Source organism: Clostridia bacterium (assembly GCA_017438525.1).
Lineage (GTDB): Bacteria > Bacillota > Clostridia > Oscillospirales > RGIG8002 > RGIG8002.
Genome location: JAFRVI010000023.1, coordinates 41286 through 62942, shown reverse-complemented (window position 1 = coordinate 62942; position 21657 = coordinate 41286). Strand labels below are relative to the sequence as shown.

General features: G+C 56.9%; 21 protein-coding genes and 5 tRNA genes. 8 read left to right on the top strand and 18 right to left on the bottom strand.

Annotated elements, in window-relative coordinates; all coding sequences use genetic code 11:
* The first annotated feature begins 39 nt into the window (after positions 1–39).
* On the top strand, positions 40–249 hold the full coding sequence (locus IJL83_02475) for a helix-turn-helix transcriptional regulator (GenBank protein MBQ6552464.1): 210 nt from the start codon (positions 40–42) through the stop codon (positions 247–249).
* Between the two features lie 92 nt (positions 250–341).
* Here the strand turns inward: IJL83_02475 and IJL83_02470 are convergent, their stop codons facing one another.
* The 10 genes from IJL83_02470 to IJL83_02425 form a co-directional block, all read right to left on the bottom strand.
* Positions 342–1154 carry a dihydropteroate synthase gene (locus IJL83_02470; protein ID MBQ6552463.1) on the bottom strand — a complete coding sequence of 271 codons (813 nt, stop codon included), beginning with the start codon at positions 1152–1154 and terminating at the stop codon, positions 342–344.
* Positions 1138–2181 (bottom strand): electron transfer flavoprotein subunit alpha/FixB family protein, encoded by a 1044-nt coding sequence (locus IJL83_02465; protein ID MBQ6552462.1) that lies wholly within the window; start codon positions 2179–2181, stop codon positions 1138–1140. The genes IJL83_02470 and IJL83_02465 overlap by 17 nt, the downstream gene beginning before the upstream one ends.
* 13 nt (positions 2182–2194) lie before the next feature.
* Complete coding sequence (locus IJL83_02460; protein ID MBQ6552461.1) at positions 2195–2983, bottom strand: electron transfer flavoprotein subunit beta/FixA family protein; 789 nt, start codon at positions 2981–2983, stop codon at positions 2195–2197.
* Positions 2984–3012: 29 nt separating this feature from the next.
* A complete protein-coding gene (locus IJL83_02455; protein MBQ6552460.1) occupies positions 3013–3822 on the bottom strand; it encodes a methylenetetrahydrofolate reductase in 810 nt (269 codons plus the stop codon).
* Positions 3823–4149: 327 nt separating this feature from the next.
* A complete protein-coding gene (locus IJL83_02450) occupies positions 4150–4614 on the bottom strand; it encodes a hypothetical protein (protein MBQ6552459.1) in 465 nt (154 codons plus the stop codon).
* Positions 4615–4911: 297 nt separating this feature from the next.
* Positions 4912–4985, bottom strand: a tRNA-Cys gene (locus tag IJL83_02445).
* A 57-nt stretch (positions 4986–5042) separates the two neighbouring features.
* A tRNA-Gly gene (locus IJL83_02440) sits at positions 5043–5118 on the bottom strand.
* Positions 5119–5154: 36 nt separating this feature from the next.
* Positions 5155–5230: transfer RNA gene (locus IJL83_02435), tRNA-Phe, on the bottom strand.
* 5 nt (positions 5231–5235) lie between these two features.
* Positions 5236–5312 (bottom strand) — tRNA-Asp (locus tag IJL83_02430).
* Positions 5313–5375: 63 nt separating this feature from the next.
* Positions 5376–5451: transfer RNA gene (locus IJL83_02425), tRNA-Val, on the bottom strand.
* Positions 5452–5682: 231 nt separating this feature from the next.
* On the opposite strand from IJL83_02425, the gene IJL83_02420 reads away from it, so the two are divergent.
* The 3 genes from IJL83_02420 to IJL83_02410 all read left to right on the top strand — a co-directional run bounded on the left by IJL83_02420 (position 5683) and on the right by IJL83_02410 (position 7249).
* Positions 5683–6579, top strand: a complete 897-nt coding sequence (locus tag IJL83_02420) for a hypothetical protein (protein ID MBQ6552458.1) — start codon at positions 5683–5685, stop codon at positions 6577–6579.
* Positions 6580–6713: 134 nt separating this feature from the next.
* Positions 6714–6920 (top strand): hypothetical protein, encoded by a 207-nt coding sequence (locus tag IJL83_02415; GenBank protein ID MBQ6552457.1) that lies wholly within the window; start codon positions 6714–6716, stop codon positions 6918–6920.
* A complete protein-coding gene (locus IJL83_02410) occupies positions 6917–7249 on the top strand; it encodes a hypothetical protein (protein MBQ6552456.1) in 333 nt (110 codons plus the stop codon). The genes IJL83_02415 and IJL83_02410 overlap by 4 nt, the downstream gene beginning before the upstream one ends.
* Positions 7250–7405: 156 nt before the next feature.
* Here the strand turns inward: IJL83_02410 and IJL83_02405 are convergent, their stop codons facing one another.
* Positions 7406–8758 (bottom strand): germination protein YpeB, encoded by a 1353-nt coding sequence (locus IJL83_02405; protein ID MBQ6552455.1) that lies wholly within the window; start codon positions 8756–8758, stop codon positions 7406–7408.
* A 98-nt stretch (positions 8759–8856) separates the two neighbouring features.
* On the opposite strand from IJL83_02405, the gene mnmA reads away from it, so the two are divergent.
* The gene (gene mnmA / locus IJL83_02400) at positions 8857–9885 is read left to right on the top strand and encodes a tRNA 2-thiouridine(34) synthase MnmA (GenBank protein MBQ6552454.1); all 1029 of its coding nucleotides are present in this window, start codon (positions 8857–8859) and stop codon (positions 9883–9885) included.
* A gap of 64 nt (positions 9886–9949) precedes the next feature.
* Here mnmA and plsX read toward each other — a convergent pair whose 3' ends face one another.
* From plsX to IJL83_02385, 3 genes are read right to left on the bottom strand one after another with little or no spacing between them, the layout of a single operon-like run.
* Entirely contained in the window at positions 9950–10975 is a 1026-nt protein-coding gene (gene plsX, locus IJL83_02395) for a phosphate acyltransferase PlsX (GenBank protein ID MBQ6552453.1), read from the bottom strand.
* Between the two features lie 31 nt (positions 10976–11006).
* The gene (locus IJL83_02390; GenBank protein MBQ6552452.1) at positions 11007–11891 is read right to left on the bottom strand and encodes a DegV family protein; all 885 of its coding nucleotides are present in this window, start codon (positions 11889–11891) and stop codon (positions 11007–11009) included.
* A gap of 23 nt (positions 11892–11914) precedes the next feature.
* Positions 11915–13573 (bottom strand): DAK2 domain-containing protein, encoded by a 1659-nt coding sequence (locus IJL83_02385; GenBank protein ID MBQ6552451.1) that lies wholly within the window; start codon positions 13571–13573, stop codon positions 11915–11917.
* 307 nt (positions 13574–13880) lie between these two features.
* Here IJL83_02385 and IJL83_02380 point away from each other — a divergent pair, with 307 nt between their 5' ends.
* The 3 genes from IJL83_02380 (at position 13881) to IJL83_02370 (ending at position 16431) form a co-directional block, all read left to right on the top strand.
* Positions 13881–14732, top strand: coding sequence for a hypothetical protein (locus tag IJL83_02380; GenBank protein MBQ6552450.1), 852 nt, complete (start codon positions 13881–13883; stop codon positions 14730–14732).
* 180 nt (positions 14733–14912) lie between these two features.
* Entirely contained in the window at positions 14913–15884 is a 972-nt protein-coding gene (locus tag IJL83_02375) for an Ig-like domain-containing protein (protein MBQ6552449.1), read from the top strand.
* 73 nt (positions 15885–15957) lie between these two features.
* A complete protein-coding gene (locus IJL83_02370) occupies positions 15958–16431 on the top strand; it encodes a tryptophan-rich sensory protein (GenBank protein ID MBQ6552448.1) in 474 nt (157 codons plus the stop codon).
* A 56-nt stretch (positions 16432–16487) separates the two neighbouring features.
* Here the strand turns inward: IJL83_02370 and IJL83_02365 are convergent, their stop codons facing one another.
* The 4 genes from IJL83_02365 to iorA form a co-directional block, all read right to left on the bottom strand.
* Complete coding sequence (locus tag IJL83_02365; GenBank protein MBQ6552447.1) at positions 16488–18704, bottom strand: polyribonucleotide nucleotidyltransferase; 2217 nt, start codon at positions 18702–18704, stop codon at positions 16488–16490.
* A gap of 162 nt (positions 18705–18866) precedes the next feature.
* The gene (gene rpsO, locus IJL83_02360) at positions 18867–19133 is read right to left on the bottom strand and encodes a 30S ribosomal protein S15 (protein MBQ6552446.1); all 267 of its coding nucleotides are present in this window, start codon (positions 19131–19133) and stop codon (positions 18867–18869) included.
* 168 nt (positions 19134–19301) lie between these two features.
* Positions 19302–19874, bottom strand: a complete 573-nt coding sequence (locus IJL83_02355; protein ID MBQ6552445.1) for an indolepyruvate oxidoreductase subunit beta — start codon at positions 19872–19874, stop codon at positions 19302–19304.
* Positions 19875–19876: 2 nt separating this feature from the next.
* Positions 19877–21619 (bottom strand): indolepyruvate ferredoxin oxidoreductase subunit alpha, encoded by a 1743-nt coding sequence (gene iorA / locus IJL83_02350; protein MBQ6552444.1) that lies wholly within the window; start codon positions 21617–21619, stop codon positions 19877–19879.
* Between the last annotated feature and the right edge of the window lie 38 nt (positions 21620–21657).

Sequence of the window (21657 nt, the reverse complement as noted above, 5' to 3'; positions counted from 1 at the left end):
TTACACTAATGTCAAGAGTTTTTTTTGGCGGTGACGTGAATGGCAATAAATGGATATCCGTTGCGCGGACTTGTGAAAATACGCAAGGCAAAGGGGCTCAACCAGCTCAAAGTCGCGATGGATCTCTCCATCAGCCGCGAGGCGCTTTCGCACTACGAAACCGGAAAACGATCCCCTGACATACAGACGCTCCTCAGACTCTCCGACTACTTCGGCGTTTCGATAGATTACCTTATAAAAGGCGAATAGCGCGGCAGACACCTGCCGCGCTGTTCGTTTGTTATAAGACATCAAACCCAATCGAATACAAATCATTCATAATCCACATAGCGAAATGATTTCTACCCTTGCTTCTGAATCCCGAACATATCTTCCCGGAACGCGTCGAGGTATCCGACGCAGTATTCGTCGACGCCCAGAAGCGCCTCCGCGGCGTAGACCGCGCCCATCATATCACGGCTCAGCGAGTCAATGATCGCGCTGTCCATGCCGGACATCATCGCGCCCACAAGAAACGCCTGATTGATGGTTTTGCGGCTCGGGAGCCCAAAGGATATGTTGGAAAGGCCGCTGACGATATGCGCCTTCGGGTACTGTTCGCGTATGAGTTTGGCCGTTCCGATGAAGTTGACGAAGCTGTCCGGCGAAGTTCCGATACTGAAGACGAGCGGATCGAAATAAAAGCGGTCCATATCGAGCTTGTATTCTTCGATTTTCTTCACTATTCCGCCGAAATTCTCCATACGTTTCCCTACGGTCTCCGGCATACCGGTCTCATCAAGCAGCAGCGCGATTATTTTCCAGTCGTCCCGACCGGCGAGAGCTCCGGCTATTTTGTCTATCTTATCGCCCTCAAGCGAGACCGAATTGATAAATCCCGGGTTCTTGCAGAGAGGGATACACGAAACGATCGTATCCGTGTTCGGACTGTCAAGACTGAAGCGCACGTCGGGATGATCCTCCTGGATCAGCTCTATCATCCACTTGAGCACGTCCGCGTCGCCGTCCGGAACTCCCGAACATACGTCGATATAATCCGCTCTGCGTTCAAGCTGCTTCGTTGCCAGATCGCGTATAAACGCGGCGTCGCGGTTCCGTATCGCCTCCGCGACGGATTTGATGGCGCCGTTTAATTTTTCACCTATGATCAGCATTGTCCGCTCTCCTTTTATCGAGTTCATTTATTATTTCGGGGACCACCTCAAACAGATCCCCTTTTATCGCTATATCGGCAAGTTTCATCATCGGCGTAGTATCGTCAACGTCGATCGCCACTATGGTTTTGCAGGATTGTATACCGACGAGGTGCTGTATCTGGCCGGAGATGCCGCAGGCAATATACAGATCGGCCTGAACGGTCTGCCCGGTCTGACCGACCTGATGCGGATATGCGATCCAACCGTTGTCAACCGCTGCCCTGCTCGCCGCCACGGCGCCGCCCAGCTTCTCCGCGAGGCGCTCCAGAAACTTGAAGCCGTCCGGTCCGTTCATCGCCCGCCCGCCGGCGACTATTATGCGCGCGTCGCTTATATTGACGGCGTTATCATACGTTTTGACGGATTCAAGCACTTCCTTCGCGCCGCGAAAATCCGACTCTTCGAGGTTTTCTCTCAGCACCGTACCGCGTCTGTCAGGATCGGACCGGAGCGCCTTCATCACCTTCGGCCGCACGGTAGCCATCTGCGGACGGAAGCCGCCGCTCCGGATCGTCGCCATGATATTGCCGCCGAACGCCGGGCGCGTCTGAAGCAGATCGCCGGTTTCGGGATCGATCTCAAGCTGCGTGCAGTCCGCCGTAAGTCCCGTATAAAGCGCTCCCGCAAGGCGCGGAATAAGCGCGCGGCCGCGCGTCGTTGCTGCCCCGAGCAGTATTTCCGGCCGGTATTCGCGCACGAGGCGCTCTAATATATTGCATTCCAGTTCGTCGTTGAACGCCGCGAGAGCCGGATCTTCAATAGCTATAACCTTGTCCGCGCCGCGGGCGATAAGCTCCGCGGCCGTTTCTTCCGCGACGGCGTTCCCGAGCGCAACGGCCCAGACTTCGCACCCTCTCGCTTCGGCGAGAGCGCGCGCCGCGCCGAGCAGCTCGTAAGACACCGGATGCGCCGCGCCGTCGATCATTTCCGACAGCGTCCATACGTTTTTATAATTATTTCTCTCGGATTCATCCGTAAGCTTCATCCGTTTCTCCTCCTCACAGAAGTCCCCGCCCGCACAGTTCGGTCACGAGCGCGGCGGCAGCGTCCTTCGGGTCGCCCGCGATATTCAGCGTCTCGCCTTCTCTGACCGCCGGAGGAGCGGTCTTCACCACCCGTGTCGGAGACGCGGCAAGCCCCAGCTTATCCGGATCGGCGCCGATATCCGCAGGTTTCAGAAGCGGTATTTCTTTCCTTCTGGCTGCCCTGGCGTTTTTGAGCGTCGGAATCCTCGGAAAGTTGATATCCTTCACGACAGTTATAAGCGCCGGAAGCTTGAGGCGGAGCACGTCGTATCCGCGCTCATTCATCCGCTTCACCGTCACGCACTCCGCCGAAACGTCATCGACGCAGAACACGTTTGCGGCCTGCATCATGCCGAGTTTCGACGCGATCCCCGGACCGACCTGCGCCGTATCGCCGTCGATCGCCTGCTTGCCGCATATGACGAGATCGACGCCGCCGATCTTTTCTATCGCTTTCGAGAGCGCGTAACTCGTCGCCCACGTATCGGATCCGGCGAACGCTCTGTCGCAAAGCAGCACGGCGTCGTCGGCGCCCATCGACAGCGCTTCCGTCAGCGCGTTTGCGGCGCTTTCCGGCCCCATCGACAGCGCGATCACTTCTCCGCCCGCGCGTTCTTTTATACGGATCGCCTCTTCTACGGCGTAGAGATCGAACGGGTTGAGCACCGCTTTCCCGCCTTCGCGTATGATACGCTTCGTTTCCGGGTCGATTTTCGCGTCGGCGGCGGACGGCACCTGTTTTATGCACACAACTGTTTTCATCGGCGTTATCTTCCTTTCCGAGCCGCGTTTTACGCACCTGCGCCGCGTTTCCGCGCCGCCTCCTCTATAAGCGGATACTGCGTCTTGAAACCGAGCAGCGACAGGTAGAATCCGCATTGCGGATAATCCTCTTCGAGCCGTTTCAGCGTGCCGATCGGGTCGAATTCGGCGTCTTCCGGGATGGGATACCCGACGACGTCAGAAAGCAGATACAGCTTTTTGGACATCCACGCTTCGATAATCACCGGAAGCTCCGGATACGTTTCAAGCATTTTGTCTACGACGGCGTTCTTTTCGGTTATAGGCTGGGTTATTACAAAGCTCGCTCCCGCATTCAGCTTTCTTTTCAGTTTATCGAATTCGTGCTCCTCCGGCTCGTACGGGTTGAACGCCGCTCCCACGGTGAATTCGGGATAATGCCTGCATATATACCGGATCAGCTCCACCGACGTCACCGACGCGGTATCCTCCGCCTCAACGTCCTCCGGAAGCAGCTTCGGAAGCCGCGGCGATCCGTCGCCGGAAACGACAAGCAGATTGAATATTCCGAGCCGCCCGCAGGCGTCAAGTATTTCTTCAAGATCGCGCTTCGTATGAAAAGTGTTAAGATGGATCAGTATCTTTTCCGGGTCGATATCGAGCCCGAGCTCTTCTATGCACTCGTGCCCCTGAAACGCGAGCAGCCCCATGGCGTTGTCCGTCAGCGACGCGGTGAATCCGCTTTCGCGGACGCGCGCGAGCTTGGAGGCAAACGTTTCAAGGTCTTCTTCGAGTTTAAGGGAATCTTGTTTCGGCGGTATTATTTCAACGTGATACCCTTCTTTATATGCTTCCGACATACCTACTCCTCTTCCTGTGCATTTGTGATCTGTCAGGTCGTTCCGCATTCGCTCGAATCCGAAGCGCCGATCGAACGAACCTGACGAATACAAATCTGTAATTAAAATTATAGCATATTAACCTACTATGTCAATATGTGATTGTAAAAAACCTGAATTATTGCTTATCTCGGCCGTGCTGACGACGCGATATGATATAACGCCTGCCGCCGTCGCCTCCCGCGCGCTGCATCTGACGGGGTATGATAAGGAACAGGAAGCATAAATCTCTCATAATAAACGAACAGCGCGGCAGTCTCCTGCCGCGCTGTGATGTTATATGAAACTTTACAATTCCCTTTTATCAGTCTGATAATCCGACATATAGTTTTGAGAAACCTCCTGCACGACCGCGGCGGAGTTTTCGGGCGCGGGAGTTTTGAACAGTGAGATTATCTCTATAACGAACGCCGCGAGGAAGACGGCGTTCCAGATTATGAATTCAACAATTCCGCCCGCGTTGCCGCAGAATATCCAAAGCGGGACCAACGCGACGACGAGGATGAGTTTGATCACATTAAACGCGCTTCTGCGCCGTATGACCGCCAGAACTCCCTCTGTGAGATAGTTCAATATCACGGGTATAGCAACTATAATCGCGTATATCCACAGTCCGCCGGACGTTCCGAGACCGTAGTCCGAATGATCGCCGTAAGTCAACAAAGCCGTTACGGTGAGCGCATAATAAACCAGATGGAGAATCAGTCCTATCCACAGCAAAAACTTGTTGCCGGATACGTATGTCCGCTTCATAGTTACCACCTCTTTTGTTATAATTATAGCAGATATATCGGGATTTTTTCAAGGAATACTTACGATAGTAAAGCAATAGTGGCGAATAAATGATATATCGCTGACGCGATATGATATACGGCTTCGCCGTATGATATGTTTGCGCCGGCGCAAACATGATATAATATCCGTTCCTTAATACGCCGCAGGCGTATATCATCCGCGCAAGCGGATATCATATGCGGAGCATATATCATCCGTTCCGCAAGGAACGGATATCATTGCAAAAGGCACTTGCTTCCGCAAGTGCCTTTTGCATGGAGGCACCACCCAGACTCGAACTGGGGGTAAAGGCTTTGCAGGCCTCTGCCTTACCACTTGGCTATGGTGCCGCGTCTCGGGAATCTCCCGAAACAAAACGCTTAAATACCGAAATATTTAAGCGTCCTTGGAGCGGATTACGAGACTCGAACTCGCTACCTCCACCTTGGCAAGGTGGCGCTCTACCGGATGAGCTAAATCCGCAGATATGAATATGTCCACGAAATGAATCGGTATAGGTGGTGCCTCCGGTTGGAGTCGAACCAACGACACACGGATTTTCAGTCCGTTGCTCTACCACCTGAGCTACAGAGGCAAATGTGGCGACGCTGACGGGACTCGAACCCGTGACCTCTAGCGTGACAGGCTAGCGTTCTAACCAGCTGAACTACAGCGCCGTATTACCTGTTGTCAACGGCTACGATCACGCCGATCGCGGAACGGTTCAACAACATAATTTCTGGTGGGAACAACAGGGCTCGAACCTGTGACCCCTTGCTTGTAAGGCAAGTGCTCTCCCAGCTGAGCTATGCTCCCGCGATCGCACAGGCGGAAACCGCCTTTTTTTCGTGCCGCTTGACTATTATATTACAACACTCCCCCGATGTCAAGAACAAATTTCAGAAAATCGCAATTTTTTTTGCGAAGTCCCGGAAAGCCCTTTTGACAAGCGCTTCTGCCTCCTTTAATAATAAGAACTATACAGGCGAACGGCATGTTTTTAACTCTTGCATTCGTTTTGAAAAACTGCTATAATAATTAACAAATATGGAACTTTGGAGATGGTTACATATTATGCTACGTCAAAACCGAACAGATATCAATAATATGATTACCGGCGATCAGAACGACCTATCTAACAAAGAAAACGTGATTGCCGGAATTGTTGGCGCCTTTCTGTTTTCTCTTGCCGGCGGACTTGCGTGGTTTTTGTTTTATCTCGCAGGTATTATCGCGGCGGTGTCCGGATTGATAGGCGTTGTTCTGGCGATCAAAGGTTACAAACTGTTTGCAAAAAAAGAAAGCATAAAGGGGATAATAATCGCTTCGATCATCGCTTTCGCAGTCCTGGTGCTTGCGTGGTATCTGTGTCTGGGAAAGGACGTATATGACGCGTATCAGGCGTGGTATAAGGAAGGCGAGATCGACTTTACTCTGTCTTTTTCCGAGAGCATAAAAGCGGTTCCGACTTTCCTGAAGGAACCGGAAATCGCGGCGGCTTATATTAAGGATTTGCTGCTTGGTCTGGGTTTCGCTTTGATCGGTTCGATAGGAACCATTATAACGTCGGTGAAAGGCGTCAAAGCCAAACAGGCCCTTATGAATGCCGAAAGCAGGAATACGAATCCGCAAGGTGAAGCGAGCGACGAGCCGGAAACGTCGACGCCTATACGTTCCGCGCTGACGGACGAAAAAGTCCGTGAGTATTTAAAAGAAAACGTCTTCGGACACGAAGTAATATTCAGAAAGGTCGCGCGCTCGAGAGAGGAGCTCGTGATTGACGGAGCGGTTTACGCTGAGTACGCTCTTGTTTCAAAGGTTCAGTTTCCCTACGAGATGTACGCGAAGCTCGACGGTCATCGCTACGAAGCCGGTTATGGCGTAGGCCGCGGTAATTATATCAGCGTTGACGGTGTTGTTATTGCAAAGAAATTCCGTTGGTAAATGACAATATGTGGACTCCATACGGTTTGCGTCGAAGAATCCCGCTGTGAAATCGGCGGGATTCTTCTTTTATTCTTGTCTGCGGCGTGGTATTCCCGGATCCTTTAGCATAAAATGCCAATGGAGGTGCGATTATGGACATAAAAGACTATGCCGATTCGATCGGCGACAGCGACAAAGCGGCGGCCGCCGAGAAGGCGAAGGCGCTCGCCTCTTCCTTCTCCGAAGCCGAGATCGAGGCGATAAAGAAATGCGCCGCTAAGGCCGGAAGCGTCAGGGAGTTATTCTCCGATCCGGAGTTCCGCAGGATAATCGGGCGCAGGGACGGAGACGGTAAATGAGCGAATTCGACGACAAGCTCGCCCGCATACTGAACGATCCGCAGGCGATGCGCGAGATAACGGAAATGGCGGCCGCGTTCCGCTCCGGCGGCAGCGGCGGCTCCGCCGCGCCCGAAAGCGAAACGGGAGAGCCCGGAATAGATCCGGATAAGCTCTCCCGCATTATGCGTATCGCAGGGCAGCTCGGCGGCGACGGAGGCGGCTCTTCCCTGCTTTACGCTATAAAGCCGTATCTCAATCCGCGGCGGCAGGCGAAGTTCAACGACGCGCTCTCAGTCATGCGTATGGCGCGGCTCATCCCCTACATCAAAAAGGAGGGACTGCTTTGAACGGTCTTTCCGCGCTGCTCGGCGGCGCAGACAACCTCGACACATACCTGCTGCTGATACTCATTTTCATACTTTTGCGCTCGGGCGACGAAAGCGGCACGGTCTTCGCGCTCGGCTACCTGCTCTTCGCGGACGAAGGCAGCGCTCCCCTCGGCTTTATACCGTCAGCACGCCGTTATCCTCGTGAAGAAGTATCAAAACGTCCTCCTCCAGGAGACTGTCGGCGTTGAAGTATTCGAGGACCTCCGTGCCGTCCGCGGCTTTGCAGAGTATTTCGCGGCAGTATTTTTCACCGCCGCCGTCGGTGGGGATCACCGCGAGGCGTTCCTTCAGCGCGGACAGGCCCTCGCGCAGCTTCGCCCTCGCCTCCGCGGCGGTCGTCTTCGGCTCCGGCAGGTCGCGGGCGACGTGGTTCGTGATATAGGCGCGCGCGTCGAAGGTCACGACGCTGCCGTCCGCCATGGAGACGCCGACTTTTATCAGGTCGGGATAGCAGATCACGCCGCCGCTTTCGTATGCGAAGTTCATCGTGCAGACGCCGTATTCGACGACGTAGTAGGTGCTCGTCATATCCCCGTAGCCAAACTTATCGAGGAACGCGGACGCCGCGGCGGTAGCCGCTTCAACGGTAAGGCGCTCCTCCTGCGGCTCCGCGCCGTCCGTCATCGTAAGCAGGTGCCCGCCGGCTTTCGTGATCTCCGCGGACTTCTCGCCGCAGTAGAAGTAGTACGCCGGCAGTTTGCCGGTATTCTCGCCGCCGGCGGTCACGGCGGAAACGTCGGCTCCCATCGCGGAGGCGGCGAGCTTTTTCGCGCGCTCGGGCGTTACCTCGGTCTCGCGCTTCAGCATCGCGCTCTCCTTGTTAAGCGCGAAGTCGGAGTAAGGGCCGTCGTAGATCAGCGTCGGGTAGTTCTCGAAGCCGTTCTCGACGTCCGCGAAGCCGCCGGAGATCGCGATCCCGTCGTTGTTTATGCCGGCGAGGAAGCCGTTGGCCTTTTTACTCACCTCGGTCAGCATCACGGTCTTGTCCGAGACGGAGGCGACGAGCTCGTTAAGTCCGGCGTTGACCTTCGACGCGAGCTCTGAAAGCCGCGCAAGCGCCGCCGTTTCCTCGGCGGTCATCCTTTCGCCCGCGGCGACGCGTTCGGAAACGTAAAGCGCGTATTCCCCCGCCTGCGACAGAAACTTATTTACGTTGTCGAGCGAGGCCTCCGTGACCGGAAGCATACCGAGGTTCGCCTTCGCCGCACCCGCGTCGCGCCATATGCCGGAGGCGATCGTGCCGAGCATCGCCGGCGTGGAGGCGTATTTGCTCTTCTGCAGCAGCGTATCCATACTGCTGACGCTGGAGGAAAGGTCTGTCAGCGCGCGGCGGTAGCCGTTCTCGAGCTGTTCGCGGTAGTCCCACGCGAGCGAATATCCGGAGACCGCGAAACCGACCGCGACCAACAACGCCGCGGAAGCGTAGCTGATAATGCGGACGAGCGTCCGGCGCTTCATCTTATTCATAGAATCATCCCTTTTCGCTTTTTCTGTATTTTGCCGCGAAAACGGGGTTTTATGAATTATTGTTTGACATACGCGCCGCCGTTTGCTACAATAGCGGTATGAAGATACTTGTCGCCATGAGCGGCGGCGTTGACAGCACCGCGGCCGCGCTCCTGCTGAAACGGCAGGGGCACGACGTCGCCGGAGCCACGCTCGACCTGCTCCCCGAAAACGGAAATAAGCGCGATATCGAGGACGCCGCCGCCGCGGCGGCCGCCATCGGCATACCGCATTACGTCTTCGAACTAAAGGACGTCTTCGCGGAGAAGGTCATAGGGAACTTCTGCGCCGAATACGTCCGCGGCAGGACGCCCAACCCCTGCGTGCAGTGCAATATGTTCGTCAAGTTCGGCGCGATGGCGCGGATGGCGGCGGAGCTCGGTTACGGCACGCTCGCCACCGGCCATTACGCGCGCGTCTGCCGCGAAAAAGGCAGGTATTTCATCAGGCGCGCCTCCGACGCGAAGAAGGATCAGAGCTACGTGCTCTACGGGCTCACGCAGGAGCAGCTCGCGCATGTCGTCTTCCCGCTCGCGGATATGACGAAGGAGGAGATCCGCGCGCTCGCCGCCGAGGCGGGGCTGAACGCCGCCTTGCGCCGCGACAGCCAGGATATCTGCTTCATCAAGGACGGCGACTACGCCGGTTACCTGCGCGAAAAGCAGGGCGTCGTTCCCGTTCCCGGCGACTTCGTCGACGCGGACGGAAACACGCTCGGAAGGCACGACGGAGTGATTTATTACACCGTCGGACAGCGCAAGGGACTCGGCGTGACCTTCGGCGAACCGCGCTACGTCGTCGCGAAGAACGCGGTTGACAATACTGTTACGCTCGGCAAAAACGAGGATCTGTTCGTCAACACCGTCCGCGTACGCGAGCTGAAACTGCAGAAGCTCGCCGCGCTCGACTCCCCCGTCCGCGTGACCGCGAAAACGCGGTACGGTCAGCGCGAAACCCCCGCGCTCCTCTCCCCCGACGGAGACGGCGCGGCGCTGGTTTTCGACTCGCCGGTGCGCGCGCCCGCGCCCGGACAGTCCGCTGTCTTTTACGACGGCGACGACATTGTGGGCGGCGGGATAATAATCTGAATATACTCATAATAAAAGGCCGCAGTCAGCGACTGCGGTCTGTTTTATTACGCTTTTTTCGCGGTTATTCCGCGGCGCGCTCCTTCTCTTCCGCGAAGGCGGCGACGGCGGCTTCTATCTGCGAGTTGATGTCGTTCGCTTCCATACGGTAGGCCTGCTCGATACACTTGGCGACGGAGACGGCGTTGCTGCTGCCGTGCCCCTTGATGATGACCTTTTTCGTGCCGAGGATGACGCTTCCGCCGTAGTTGCGGTAGTCCATGAACTCTTTCTGTTCCTTGAACATCTTCTTCATAAACAGCGCGCCGACCTTGTTGCGCATACGGGAGGAGATGTCCTTCTTGATCTTTTTGAGCATCAGCAGCGCGGTGCCTTCGGCGCTCTTGACGAGCACGTTGCCGGAGAAGCCGTCGCAGACGACGAGATCGTAGTTGCCGGACATAAGGTCGCGGCTCTCCATATTGCCGACGAAGTTCAGCCCTTCGGCGGATTTCAGCATCTGGTAGGTCGTCCTGCGGAGCAGGTCACCCTTCTCCTCTTCGACGCCGACGTTGAGAAGCGCGACGCGCGGATTCTTGACGCCGAAGACGCTCTTCATATAGATGCTGCCCATAACGGCAAACTGGCAGAGACGCGGCGCGGTGCATTCGACGTTCGCTCCGCTGTCGCAGACGCCGACGATCCTGCCGTTCATAGTGGGCATTATCGGGCAGAAGGTCGGGCGGCTGACGCCCTTGAGGCGTCCGACACGCATTGTCGCGGCGGCTACGAGCGCGCCGGTGGAGCCGGTGCTGACCATGCCGTCCGCTTCGCCCGCGCGCAGCATCTCTATCGCCTTCATCATCGAACTGTCGGGCCTGTGGCGGACGACGTCCGTCGGCTTGTCGTTGCAGTCGATGACGTCGGGCGCGTGAACGACGGTACAGCGTTCCTTCAGGCCGATGCGCTTCATTTCGTCTTTGATGATCGCTTCGGCGCCGGTAAGAACGACCTCGAGGTCGTAGAAGCTTTCGATCGCCATTTTGGCGCCGCCGACGGTCGCGGAAACGCCCTTGTCCCCTCCGAAGCAGTCAACGATTATTTTTATCATAAAGAACCCTCCTTCGAGGTAAAAACGCGGTTCAGCGGCGCTTCGAGTGGAAACAGAGCCCGACGGAGTCGGGGCCGCAGTGCGCGCCCGCGGTCGGGTTGACGGGGAACTTGACGATCTCGACGTCGGGTCCGTACTTCTCGCGGAGCATCTCCTCGACCTGCTCGACGATATCGGGCGCACCGGTGTGAGCGATGATGATGCGGTGACCGGCAACGTCGTCGCCGAGCTCGTCAGCGTATCTGAACAGCGCGTCAATGGCGTTCGCTCTGCCGCGCTCCTTGCCGATGCTGAGCATCTGCCCTTCCTCGTTGATGTGTATCAGCGGGCGTACTCCGAGCAGCGTTCCCATAGTGGCGGCGAGCCCTCCGACTCTGCCGCTGCGCTTGAAGAACTTGAGGTTATCGGCGAAGAAGTATATGGTAAAGTGATCTCTCTCTCTATCGAGGTGCGCGATTATCTCGTCCGCGCTCTTGCCGGCCTTGTAAAGCTCGGCCGCTTCAACAGCGAGCGTATAACCCAGCGCCGTGATGGCCTTCGTGTCGTATTCGCGGAAGACGGCGTCGGGATACTTTTCCTTCAGCTCCGCTACGGCGGCTCGCATATTCACGAACGTCTGGCTCATCAGCTCGGAAAAGTGAATGTAGAGTATTTCGTCACCCTGCGCGAAGAAGGGCTCGAAATACTGCTTATAGCGCTCGGCGTTCACCGAACTCGTGGTCGGGAGCTCGCCGCCCGACGCGGCGCGCTGACGGAGCATATCGTAAAACTCTTTTGAATCAAATTCTTCGTAATCTTCATAAGGGCAGATCAGCTTGCCGTCGACGGTGTAAGGCATGCTGATAAGCTCAAGCCCGTATTCCTTAGCGGTCTTGAGATCGACGTCGCAGTCGGTATCAACAAACAGTCTGAGCATTTTCGCAACCTTCCCTTTTCTTTCTACTCCAGGATAAGCACGAAGTCGTGTATCGGCTGGCCGCCGTCTATCATAATGACTTCGGTGCGCTTGTAGCGCTCGGTAAGCGTCGCGTAGACGCTCTGCGCCTCTTCTTCGGTCGTGTCGCGGCCGCATATGAGCAGCATAACGTCGCGGCTCGCGCTGTCGAGCTTTTCGGCGAGCCCGAGGAGCGCCTCGCACTTGTCGGGACTGTCGACGTAGATCTTATCGTCGGCGAAGCCGATGTAGTCATCCTTGCGGACGGCAACGCCGTCCATTTCGGCGTCGCGGCTCGCGCGGGAGACCATTCCGGTAACGACGCTGTCGATTATACTATCTACGTTTTCGAGTATGCTGTCGGTGTCGCCGGAAGTCGTATCGAGCATCGAAAGCGATGCGTAGCCCTCGCCTATCGTGCGGCTCGGTATGACGCGGACGTCGGCGTCTTTGTAAAGCTCCGCCGCCTGACGCGCGGTCAAAATAACATTGCTGTTATTTGGATATACGAGGATCGTGGATGCGTTGATCTCCTCGAACGCTTCGATAAAATCTTTTGCGGACGGATTCATGCTCTGTCCGCCGTCAACGACAACGTCGGTACCGAGCGATGTGAAAACCTGCTTTATACCATCTCCGGAAGCAACGGCGACGATGCCGTACGCCTTCTTCGGTTTCGGCGCGGATACGGTAAAGCGGTTCCGGATCGTTGCCTCATGATGCTGGAGCATCATGTTTTCGATTTTCAGCGTCAGGAATTCGCCGTACTGCTGGCCGAAATCGAGGATCTCGCCGGGAGTCATCGTGTGCACATGCACCTTGACAACGGTGTCGTCGCGGAAGCAGACGACAGAGTTGCCGAGCTCGTTGAGCTTCGCGGTGAAGGCGTCGACGTCGAAGGCGTCAACGTCGCACTTGGACTGCTGCAGGCGGAGCAGGAACTCCGTGCAATAGCCGAATTCGAGCTGCATATCGCTGGTGAATGTGGCGATGTCAATATTTTTCGCCGCAGATGCCGACGGCGCTGAACCCGTTCCGGAAACGCTGCCTCCTTCGCCGTAGAGAACATCGCGCATACCCTCGACTATGTAAACGAGGCCGGCTCCGCCGCTGTCGACAACGCCTGCTTCTTTCAGCACATCGAGCAGGTCCGGCGTTCTGTCAAGCGAACGGCGCAGTTCCGCCGTGAAATCGTCAAAGTATTCTTCCAGCGTTTTGTACGCTGAAATACGCTCTCCGGCATAATTGGCGGCATCCTTGATCACGGTGAGTATGGTGCCTTCAACGGGCACGGCCACCGCGCCGTAGGCCTCTTTTACAGCGGCGTAGAACGCCGCGCCGACTTCAGTGACGCCTGCTTCTTCCTTACCGTCGAAGCCCTTTGCCAAACCCGCGAATATTCTGGAAAGGATGACTCCCGAGTTTCCGCGCGCGCCCATGAGCATACCGCGCGCCGCCTTCGAAGCTGCTTCGCAAAGCTTCCCTTCACCGCCGACGGCTGAAGCCCCGGAATCCACAGTCATATACATATTGTCCCCCGTGTCACCGTCAGGGATCGGGAAAACATTAAGATCGTTTACGATTGTTCTGTTAGCGTACAGATTCGCGGCTCCGCTTTTTACCATTTCGGCAAAAAGCAGGCCGGTCATACATACGGTATTCATCGAGATTACCTTCCTTTACGGCAAGCAGCGCCGTTGTTATAGTAGACGCAGTCGGAATCCGAATTCGCCTCAAGCGGCGATATTTCGCCGACGTGCGCAATCGGCGTATTATAACGTCTACTTGTGAAGTATATCATATTAACTTGTGAAGTATATCATCTTTTGCTCTAAAAGTCAATAGCAGAGGTTTTTTTTCTTGCCTCCTTCGCGCCTGTTTGTTTTCTTCCATCGGCGCCAATCAGGATTCAACTGCATATAATGCCGTGAAAGGAATGTATCCTTTCAGAACTATTCGGGAGGATAACAAATGGCAACTACCTTTTATAATACGGCAACATTGTCCTATAACGGCGTTACGACAACGTCGAATACCGTCACGGGCGAGATCGCCGACAACCTCACGGTCGCGAAGACCGCGTTGACGGACGGATACACCGCCGGTGCCGAAAAGACCTTCGTGATAAACCTCGTCAATACCGGACAGACCGCGCTTAACGGCCTTACCGTTACCGATGACCTTGGCACTTATACTCTTGAAACCGGAAATGCGACGCCTTTGACTTATGCTGAAGGTACCGCGCAGTATTTCGTTGGCGGCGTTCTGCAGACGGAACCCACCGCGACTGCGGGACCTCCCCTCATATTCACCGGAATCAACGTACCCGCGGGTGAAAATGCCGCCATCGTTTATCAAGCGACCGTTAACGAGTTCGCACCGCTCGACGTCGGCGGCTCAATAACCAACACCGTTACCGTCACCGGCGACGGACTTACAGCCCCGGCGACCGCAAGCGCGACAATCACTGTGGAAAACGAACCTATGCTTTCGATCGGCAAAGCCGTCAATCCCACTTCCGTCACCTCCGACGGAACGCTGACCTACACCTTCACTATCAACAACACCGGAAACACCGCCGCAGACGCTACGGATAATGTCACCGTGACCGACGCTTTCACTCCGGAGCTTTCCGCTCTCACAGTTACGCTTGACGGCGTCCCGCTTTCCGCAGGCACGGGTTACACCTACTCCGGCGGGACGTTCCGCACCGTCCCCGGCGTTATCACCGTCCCCGCCGCGACCTACGCGCAGACGGCAGCCACCGGCGCTTGGACTGTAACTCCCGGGGCCGCGATCCTCACCGTTGCCGGAACCGTGTAACGCAGAGCAAGAAAGCTGTCCTGATATTAAATAACCTTTGCAAGCCGCCTCGTTTCGAGACGGCTTTTCCCTTTTTATAACCATATTATAAAAAAGAGCGATTTATTGTTTTTTCTTCTTGACAACCGCGTTTATATTTGATAGAATATAGTCAGTATTATAAGCAAAGGAGATACTAATATGAAATTCAAGAGATTCCTTTCCGCTATCATCGCCTGCGTTATGCTTATGGCTGTCGCAGTTCCGTTCGCCGCGTTTGCCGAAAGCGCCGTTCAGGTCATAGGCGGCGGCGCCGAGACCACTCCCGGCGGAGAAGCCGTTGTCCACATCAATCTCGACGGCGCCAAGATCGGCGCTTTCGCCCTTACCGTCACCTTCGACGCTGAGAAACTGCAGTATATCGGCTGCGAGACCTCTGAAGAGTTCGGCGCCATTCTCACCGAAGAAGGCGGCGTTTTCCTCGTCAACGACAACGACAAGGATACCGGCAAGCTGATTATCGGCGGCGCCATCACAGTCGGCGCGACCTTCACCGTCGCCCCCCTCGACCTGATCTTCAAGGCCGCGGACGTCAGCGAGACCGCCAACACCGAGGTCGCCATCACCGTCGACAGACTCCGCACCGAGCTGGATGAGCCCCTTGAGAGCGAAGTCACCAACGGCGGCGTGACCATCAACGTCGTCCACATCGAATCCATCACGTTCACCGACGAATCCAAAGAGCTCGAGATCGGCGAAGAGTACACCCCCGAATACACCGTCAATCCCGACGGCTACACCGATGCCTTCAATCCCACCTGGACCTCCGATAACGAAGAGGTCGCAACCGTTGACGAGGATGGTAAGATAACCGCTATCAGAGAAGGCACCGCGAACATTACGATTACCAACGGCGAGATTTTCGCCACCCTGCCGATCACCGTCAAAGCTGCGGCTCTCGATTATATGAAGGGCGATATGGTTGAAAACGGCAAGATCGAAGTTGACGATGCCCTCTCGGCACTCCGCATCGCCGCTAAGCTCGCTGAGGCCACCGAGAGAAATCTCCTCATCGGCGACATCAACAACAACGGCCTAATCGAAGTTGACGATGCCCTCGCGATCCTCCGCGTTGCCGCTAAGCTCGCTGACCAGTCCTCCCTTGAGGCGTAATCCTCTGACGGCAAGTCGATAACAGGAATATAAAAGCCGCTCCCCGTATAGACTATACGGGGAGTGATTTTTTATGTCTAAATTCAAAAAAGCGCTGCCGTTCATAATCTGCATCACGAAACCGCTCGCGCTCGGTGGGCTGTCCGCCCTGCTGACTATGAACGATATGAAGGCGTACGGCGATATCCCGCAGCCGCCGCTTTCGCCGCCCGCGACAGTCTTCCCTGTCGCGTGGTCGATACTCTACGTTATGATGGGGATCGCCTCCGCGCTGGTATGGAAGAGTTACCGCGACGACGACCGGCAGAACGGGCTGATATACTACGGCCTGCAGCTCGTTCTTAACTTCTTCTGGCCGCTCGTGTTTTTCAGCGCGAAGGAATATTGGTTCGCATTCGCGTGGCTGATCGCGCTGCTCGCGGCCGTCATAGCGACGGCAGTATTCTTCAGACGCGTAAGCAAGGCGGCGTTTTGGCTGATAGTCCCGTATATAGCGTGGCTCGCGTTCGCCGCGTATCTGAACGTCGGAGTGGCGGTGCTCAACTGAAAAGCGCATACAAAAACGCACGCCCAAAGGGCGTGCGTTTTGATTATTCAAGAAGCTTATCTTCTTCTGTTGCGGTCGCCGCCGCGATCGCGTCCTCCGCGGCCGCGGTCGCCGTGTCCGCGGTCTCCGCCGGAGGTCTTCGGTCTGCTGACGTAGGCCTCGATGGGCTTCTCGATGCCGTCCATCTCGTCGAGCACGGCCTTGCGGGAGAGGTTTATGCGGCCCTGGCTGTCGATCTCGACGACCTTGACCATGATCTCGTCGCCGACGGTGGCGACGTCTTCCATCTTCTCGACGCGGTCGCGGTCATACTGCGAAATGTGGACCATGCCCTCCTTGCCGGGAGCGATCTCGACGAAGGCGCCGAAGTCCATAAGGCGCGTGACCTTGCCGCTGTAAAGTCCGCCGATCTCGGGATCGTTGACGATGCCCTCGATGATGCCCTTGGCGGCCTCGGCGGCCATGGAGTCGACGGCGGTGATGAAGATACGGCCGTCGTCCTCGATATCGATCTTAGCGCCGGTGTCGGCGACGATCTTCTGGATGACCTTGCCGCCGGAGCCGATGACTTCGCGGATCTTGTCGACGTCGATCTGCATGGTGATCATCTTGGGCGCGTACTTCGAAAGCTCGGCGCGCGGCGCGGGGATGACCGGCAGCATGACTTCGTCAAGGATGTAGTTTCTCGCCTTGTGGGTCTTCTCGATTGCGGAACGGATGATCTCGGGAGTAAGTCCGTCGATCTTGAGGTCCATCTGGATCGCGGTGATACCGTCGTGAGTGCCGGCGACTTTGAAGTCCATATCGCCGAAGAAATCCTCAACGCCCTGGATATCAACCATCGTCATCCAGCGGTCGCCCTCGGTGATGAGGCCGCAGGAGATACCGGCGACGGGCTCCTTGATCGGAACGCCCGCGTCCATCAGCGCCAGAGTGGAGCCGCAGATGGAGGCCTGCGAGGTGGAGCCGTTGGAGGAAAGAACCTCGGAAACGAGGCGGATAACGTAGGGGAACTCTTCCTCGCTCGGAATAACGGGCTCGAGAGCTCTCTGCGCAAGCGCGCCGTGGCCGATCTCGCGGCGTCCGGGGCCTCTGGAGGGCTTCGTCTCGCCTACCGAGTAGGACGGGAAGTTATAGTGGTGCATATATCTGCGCTCGGTCTCTTCGTCGATGCCGTCGAGCAGCTGAGCGTCGCTGATGGTGCCGAGTGTGCAGACGGTGAGGACCTGGGTCTGACCTCTGGTGAAGAGTCCGGAGCCGTGGGTTCTCGGCAGGATGCCGACCTGCGCGTTCAGCGGACGCATCTGATCGATGCCTCTGCCGTCAACGCGCTTACCGTCGTCAAGCAGCCAGCGGCGGACGACGTACTTCTGAAGCTTATACATGCACTCGTCAAGCTGCGCCTTAGAGTCGGGGTACTTTTCCTCGAACTCGGCGTAGACGGCGTCGTAAACGATCTGGAGATTCGCGTCGCGGACGTTCTTGTCGTCGGTGTCCATGGCGGCGCGTACGCTGTCGATGGCGAACGCCTTGACCGCCTCGAACATCTCGGGGTCGACGTCCTTGCTCTCGAACGCGAACTTCTCTTTGCCGACCGCGGCCTTGATCTCGTTGATGAAGGCGACGATCTTTCTGCATTCTTCAAATCCGCGGTTGATGCCCTCGATCATGACCTCGTCTGGAACCATCTTCGCGCCGGCTTCGATCATAACGACCTTCTTGTCGGTGGCGGCGACGGTAACGGCCATCTGGCTGACCTTGCGCTGTTCGGCGGTGGGGTTGATGACGTATTCGCCGTCAACATAGCCGACGATAACGGCTCCGATAGGTCCGTTCCACGGAATATCGGAGATGGTGATGGCGATTGAGGAACCGACCATGGCTACCTGCTCGGGCTGGCAGTCGGGGTCCACGCACATAACGGTGTTGACCACGCTGACGTCGTTGCGCATATCCTTCGGGAACAGCGGACGGACGGGGCGATCGATGACGCGGGAGGCGAGGATCGCCTTCTCGCTGGGTCTTCCCTCTCTGCGCAGGAAGCTGCCGGGGATCTTGCCCACGGAGTAAAGCTTCTCTTCGTAGTCGACGGAAAGCGGGAAATAATCGATGCCTTCGCGGGGCGTCTTTGACGCGGTCGCGGTGGAAAGGACGACGGTGTCGCCGTAAGTTACCAGCGCGGACGCGTTGGCGAGCTGCGCGAGACGGCCGGTTTCGACCTTGAGCTTGCGGCCGGCGATCTCGGTCTCGAACACTCTCATTTTTTCAAACATTCTTTTACATACCTCCGTTTATTTTCTCCGGTATGTACAGCGTTTAGCAATAAAGCCGAAGTCCGTTTAACGGGCGCCCGCTTTACCGCTAAAACACCGCAATACCGGTAATTAACGACAACTGGGCAGCCGGAACGCTGAGTTCCGACTGCCCCGTGACTTTTACTTTCTGATGGAAAGCTTTTCGATGATTTCGCGATAGCGGTTGATGTCTTTATCCTTCAGGTAGCCGAGCATGTTTCTTCTCTGACCGACCATCTTCTGAAGTCCGCGAAGCGAATGCTTATCGTGCTTGTGCACCTTAAGGTGCTCGGTAAGCTGGTTGATGCGGGTCGTGAGAAGCGCTATCTGCACCTCGGGAGAACCGGTATCGGTCTCGCTCAGGCGGTACTTCTCGATGATCGCCATCTTTTCTTCCTTCAGCAGCATTTGGTTCACCTCCGTAGTATTTTGTCCGCGTGAAGCTGCGTAAGGGGTCGGTGAACGCCGGTTTACCGGCTTTGTCCCCTAACGAAGCAACCGCAACTTTGTATATGATACCACAAGAAATCGATTTTGTAAAGAATTATTTTTGCGATTTTGAGATTTTTTTGGCAGTTACTCAAACTCATAACCGAGAGCGAAGGCGCGTTTGTTGAGGTCGAGGAACTTCGGCGGGACGGTGGCTTCGATCGTACGCTCGAAGAGCGCCTTATCCGCGCCGGTGATCTTCGCCATAACGCCGAGCAGCGCGATGTTGACCGCCTTCGCGGAGCCCGCCTTTTCCGCTATCGCGAGCGCGTCGACGGCGGTGACCCGCGCGCCGGTCGCGTTCAGCTTTTCGATAACGTCCGCGGGGTACTCCGCCGCGCCGGTGACGACAGGCATCGGCATTATCTTCTGCGTGTTGACGATTATCCTGCCGCCCTTTTTCAAGCTCGTGACAAAGCGAAGGGCTTCGAGCTGCTCGAAGGCGAGCACGACGTCCGCTTCTCCCTCGCAGATTATCGGGGAGGCGACCTCGTCGCCGTGGCGAACGTAGGTGACGACGGAGCCGCCGCGCTGGCTCATTCCGTGCACCTCTGATATTTTGACGTTTTCGCCCATCGCGGTATAGAGCGCGCCGAGCACGCGGCTCGCGAGCAGCGTTCCCTGCCCGCCGACGCCGACGATAAGTATGTTTTCAGTCATTTTCAGCCCTCCCTCGCAGAAGTCGATATGGCTCCGAACTTGCAGAGTTTTTCGCAGACGCCGCAGCCGACGCAGAGCTCGCGGTCGATCTGCGCCTTGCCGTCGATAATGCTTATCGCCGGACAGCCGATGCGCATGCACGCCTTGCAGCTTTTGCACTTCTCGCGGTCTACGGAGCAGATGTTCGGGAACTTGACGTATTTGAGCAGCGCGCAGGGGCGCTTGCTGATGATGAAGCTGGGCTCGTCCGCCGCGAGCTCCTCGCGGATGACGCGTTCCGTTTCGTCCACGTCGTAGGGATCTACGGTGACGACGCGCTTGATGCCGATCGCCTTCACGAGCGCGGGGACGTCCACGGCGGCGACGATGTCACCCTTCAGCGTCTGCCCGGTGGTCGGGTTCTGCTGGTGGCCGGTCATGCCGGTGATGGAGTTATCGAGCAGTATCACGTTGGAATTGCCCATATTATAAGCGATATTGACAAGGCCGGTGATGCCGGAGTGCATGAAGGTGCTGTCGCCGATGACCGCGACGCTCTTCTTCGCGCTCTCCGCTCCCCTCGCCTTGTTGTAGCCGTGCAGCGCCGAGACGCTCGCGCCCATGCAGACGGTCGTGTCGATGGCGTTAAGCGGCGCGCCCGCGCCGAGCGTGTAGCAGCCGATATCGCCGCTGACGTAGACACCGAGCTTTTTCAGCACGTAGAAAAGGCCTCTGTGCGGGCATCCGGGGCACATCACCGGAGGACGCACCGGCGCTTTTTCGGCGCATTCGCAGCCCTTTTCGGAAGCGACGCCGAGCGCGTTTCTGACTGTCACCTGCGAAAACTCACCGCACGTCGGGAACAAGCTCTTGCCCTCGACCTCGATGCCGAGCGTTCTGACGAAGCGCTCGATCACGGGATCGAGCTCCTCGATCACGACGAGGCGGTCGACCTTTGCGGCGAAGTCGCGTATCAGTTTCTCCGGCAGCGGGTTGACCATGCCGAGCTTCAGGTAGGAGGCGTTGTCGCCGAGCGCTTCGCGCGCGTACTGGTAGCAATCGCCGGCGGTGATGACGCCGAGCTTCGTATCGTGGTATTCGGCGCGGTTGAACCACGCGGAGTTCGCCTCTTCCGCGAGCTTCGCCATGCGCTCCTCGACGAAGGGGTGTCTTCCCTTTGCGTTGGCGGGCACCATGACGAACTTCGCGGCGTTCTTCTCATATTCTTTAAGCGGCAGCTCGGCGCGGTCGGAAAGCTCCACCGCGCTCTGCGAATGCGCGACTCGGGTGCAGAGGCGCAGGATCACGGGCGTGTCGTACTTCTCGGAGAGCTCGTACGCCTCCTTGACGAAGGCGAGGCATTCGCCCGAGTCGGACGGCTCAAGCATCGGCACCTTCGCGGCGATGGCGTAGTTGCGGGAGTCCTGCTCGTTCTGCGAGGAGTGCATACCCGGGTCGTCCGCGACGCCGATGACGAGTCCGGCGTTGACGCCGGTGTACGACGCCGTGAAAAGCGGGTCGGCCGCGACGTTCAGGCCGACGTGCTTCATGCCGGTGAACGCTCTCGCGCCGCCGATGCAGGCGCCTATGGCGGTTTCGAGCGCGACCTTTTCGTTCGGCGCCCACTCCGCGTAAACCTCCGGGAACTTCGCCGCGAATTCGGTTATTTCCGTCGACGGCGTGCCCGGATAGCTGGATACGAGTTTTACTCCGGCCTCGTAGAGGCCTCTGGCAACGGCTTCGTTGCCGATCATGATTTTTTTCATCGTCATTCCTTCTTTCCCTTGACGAAGTGTATAATAAA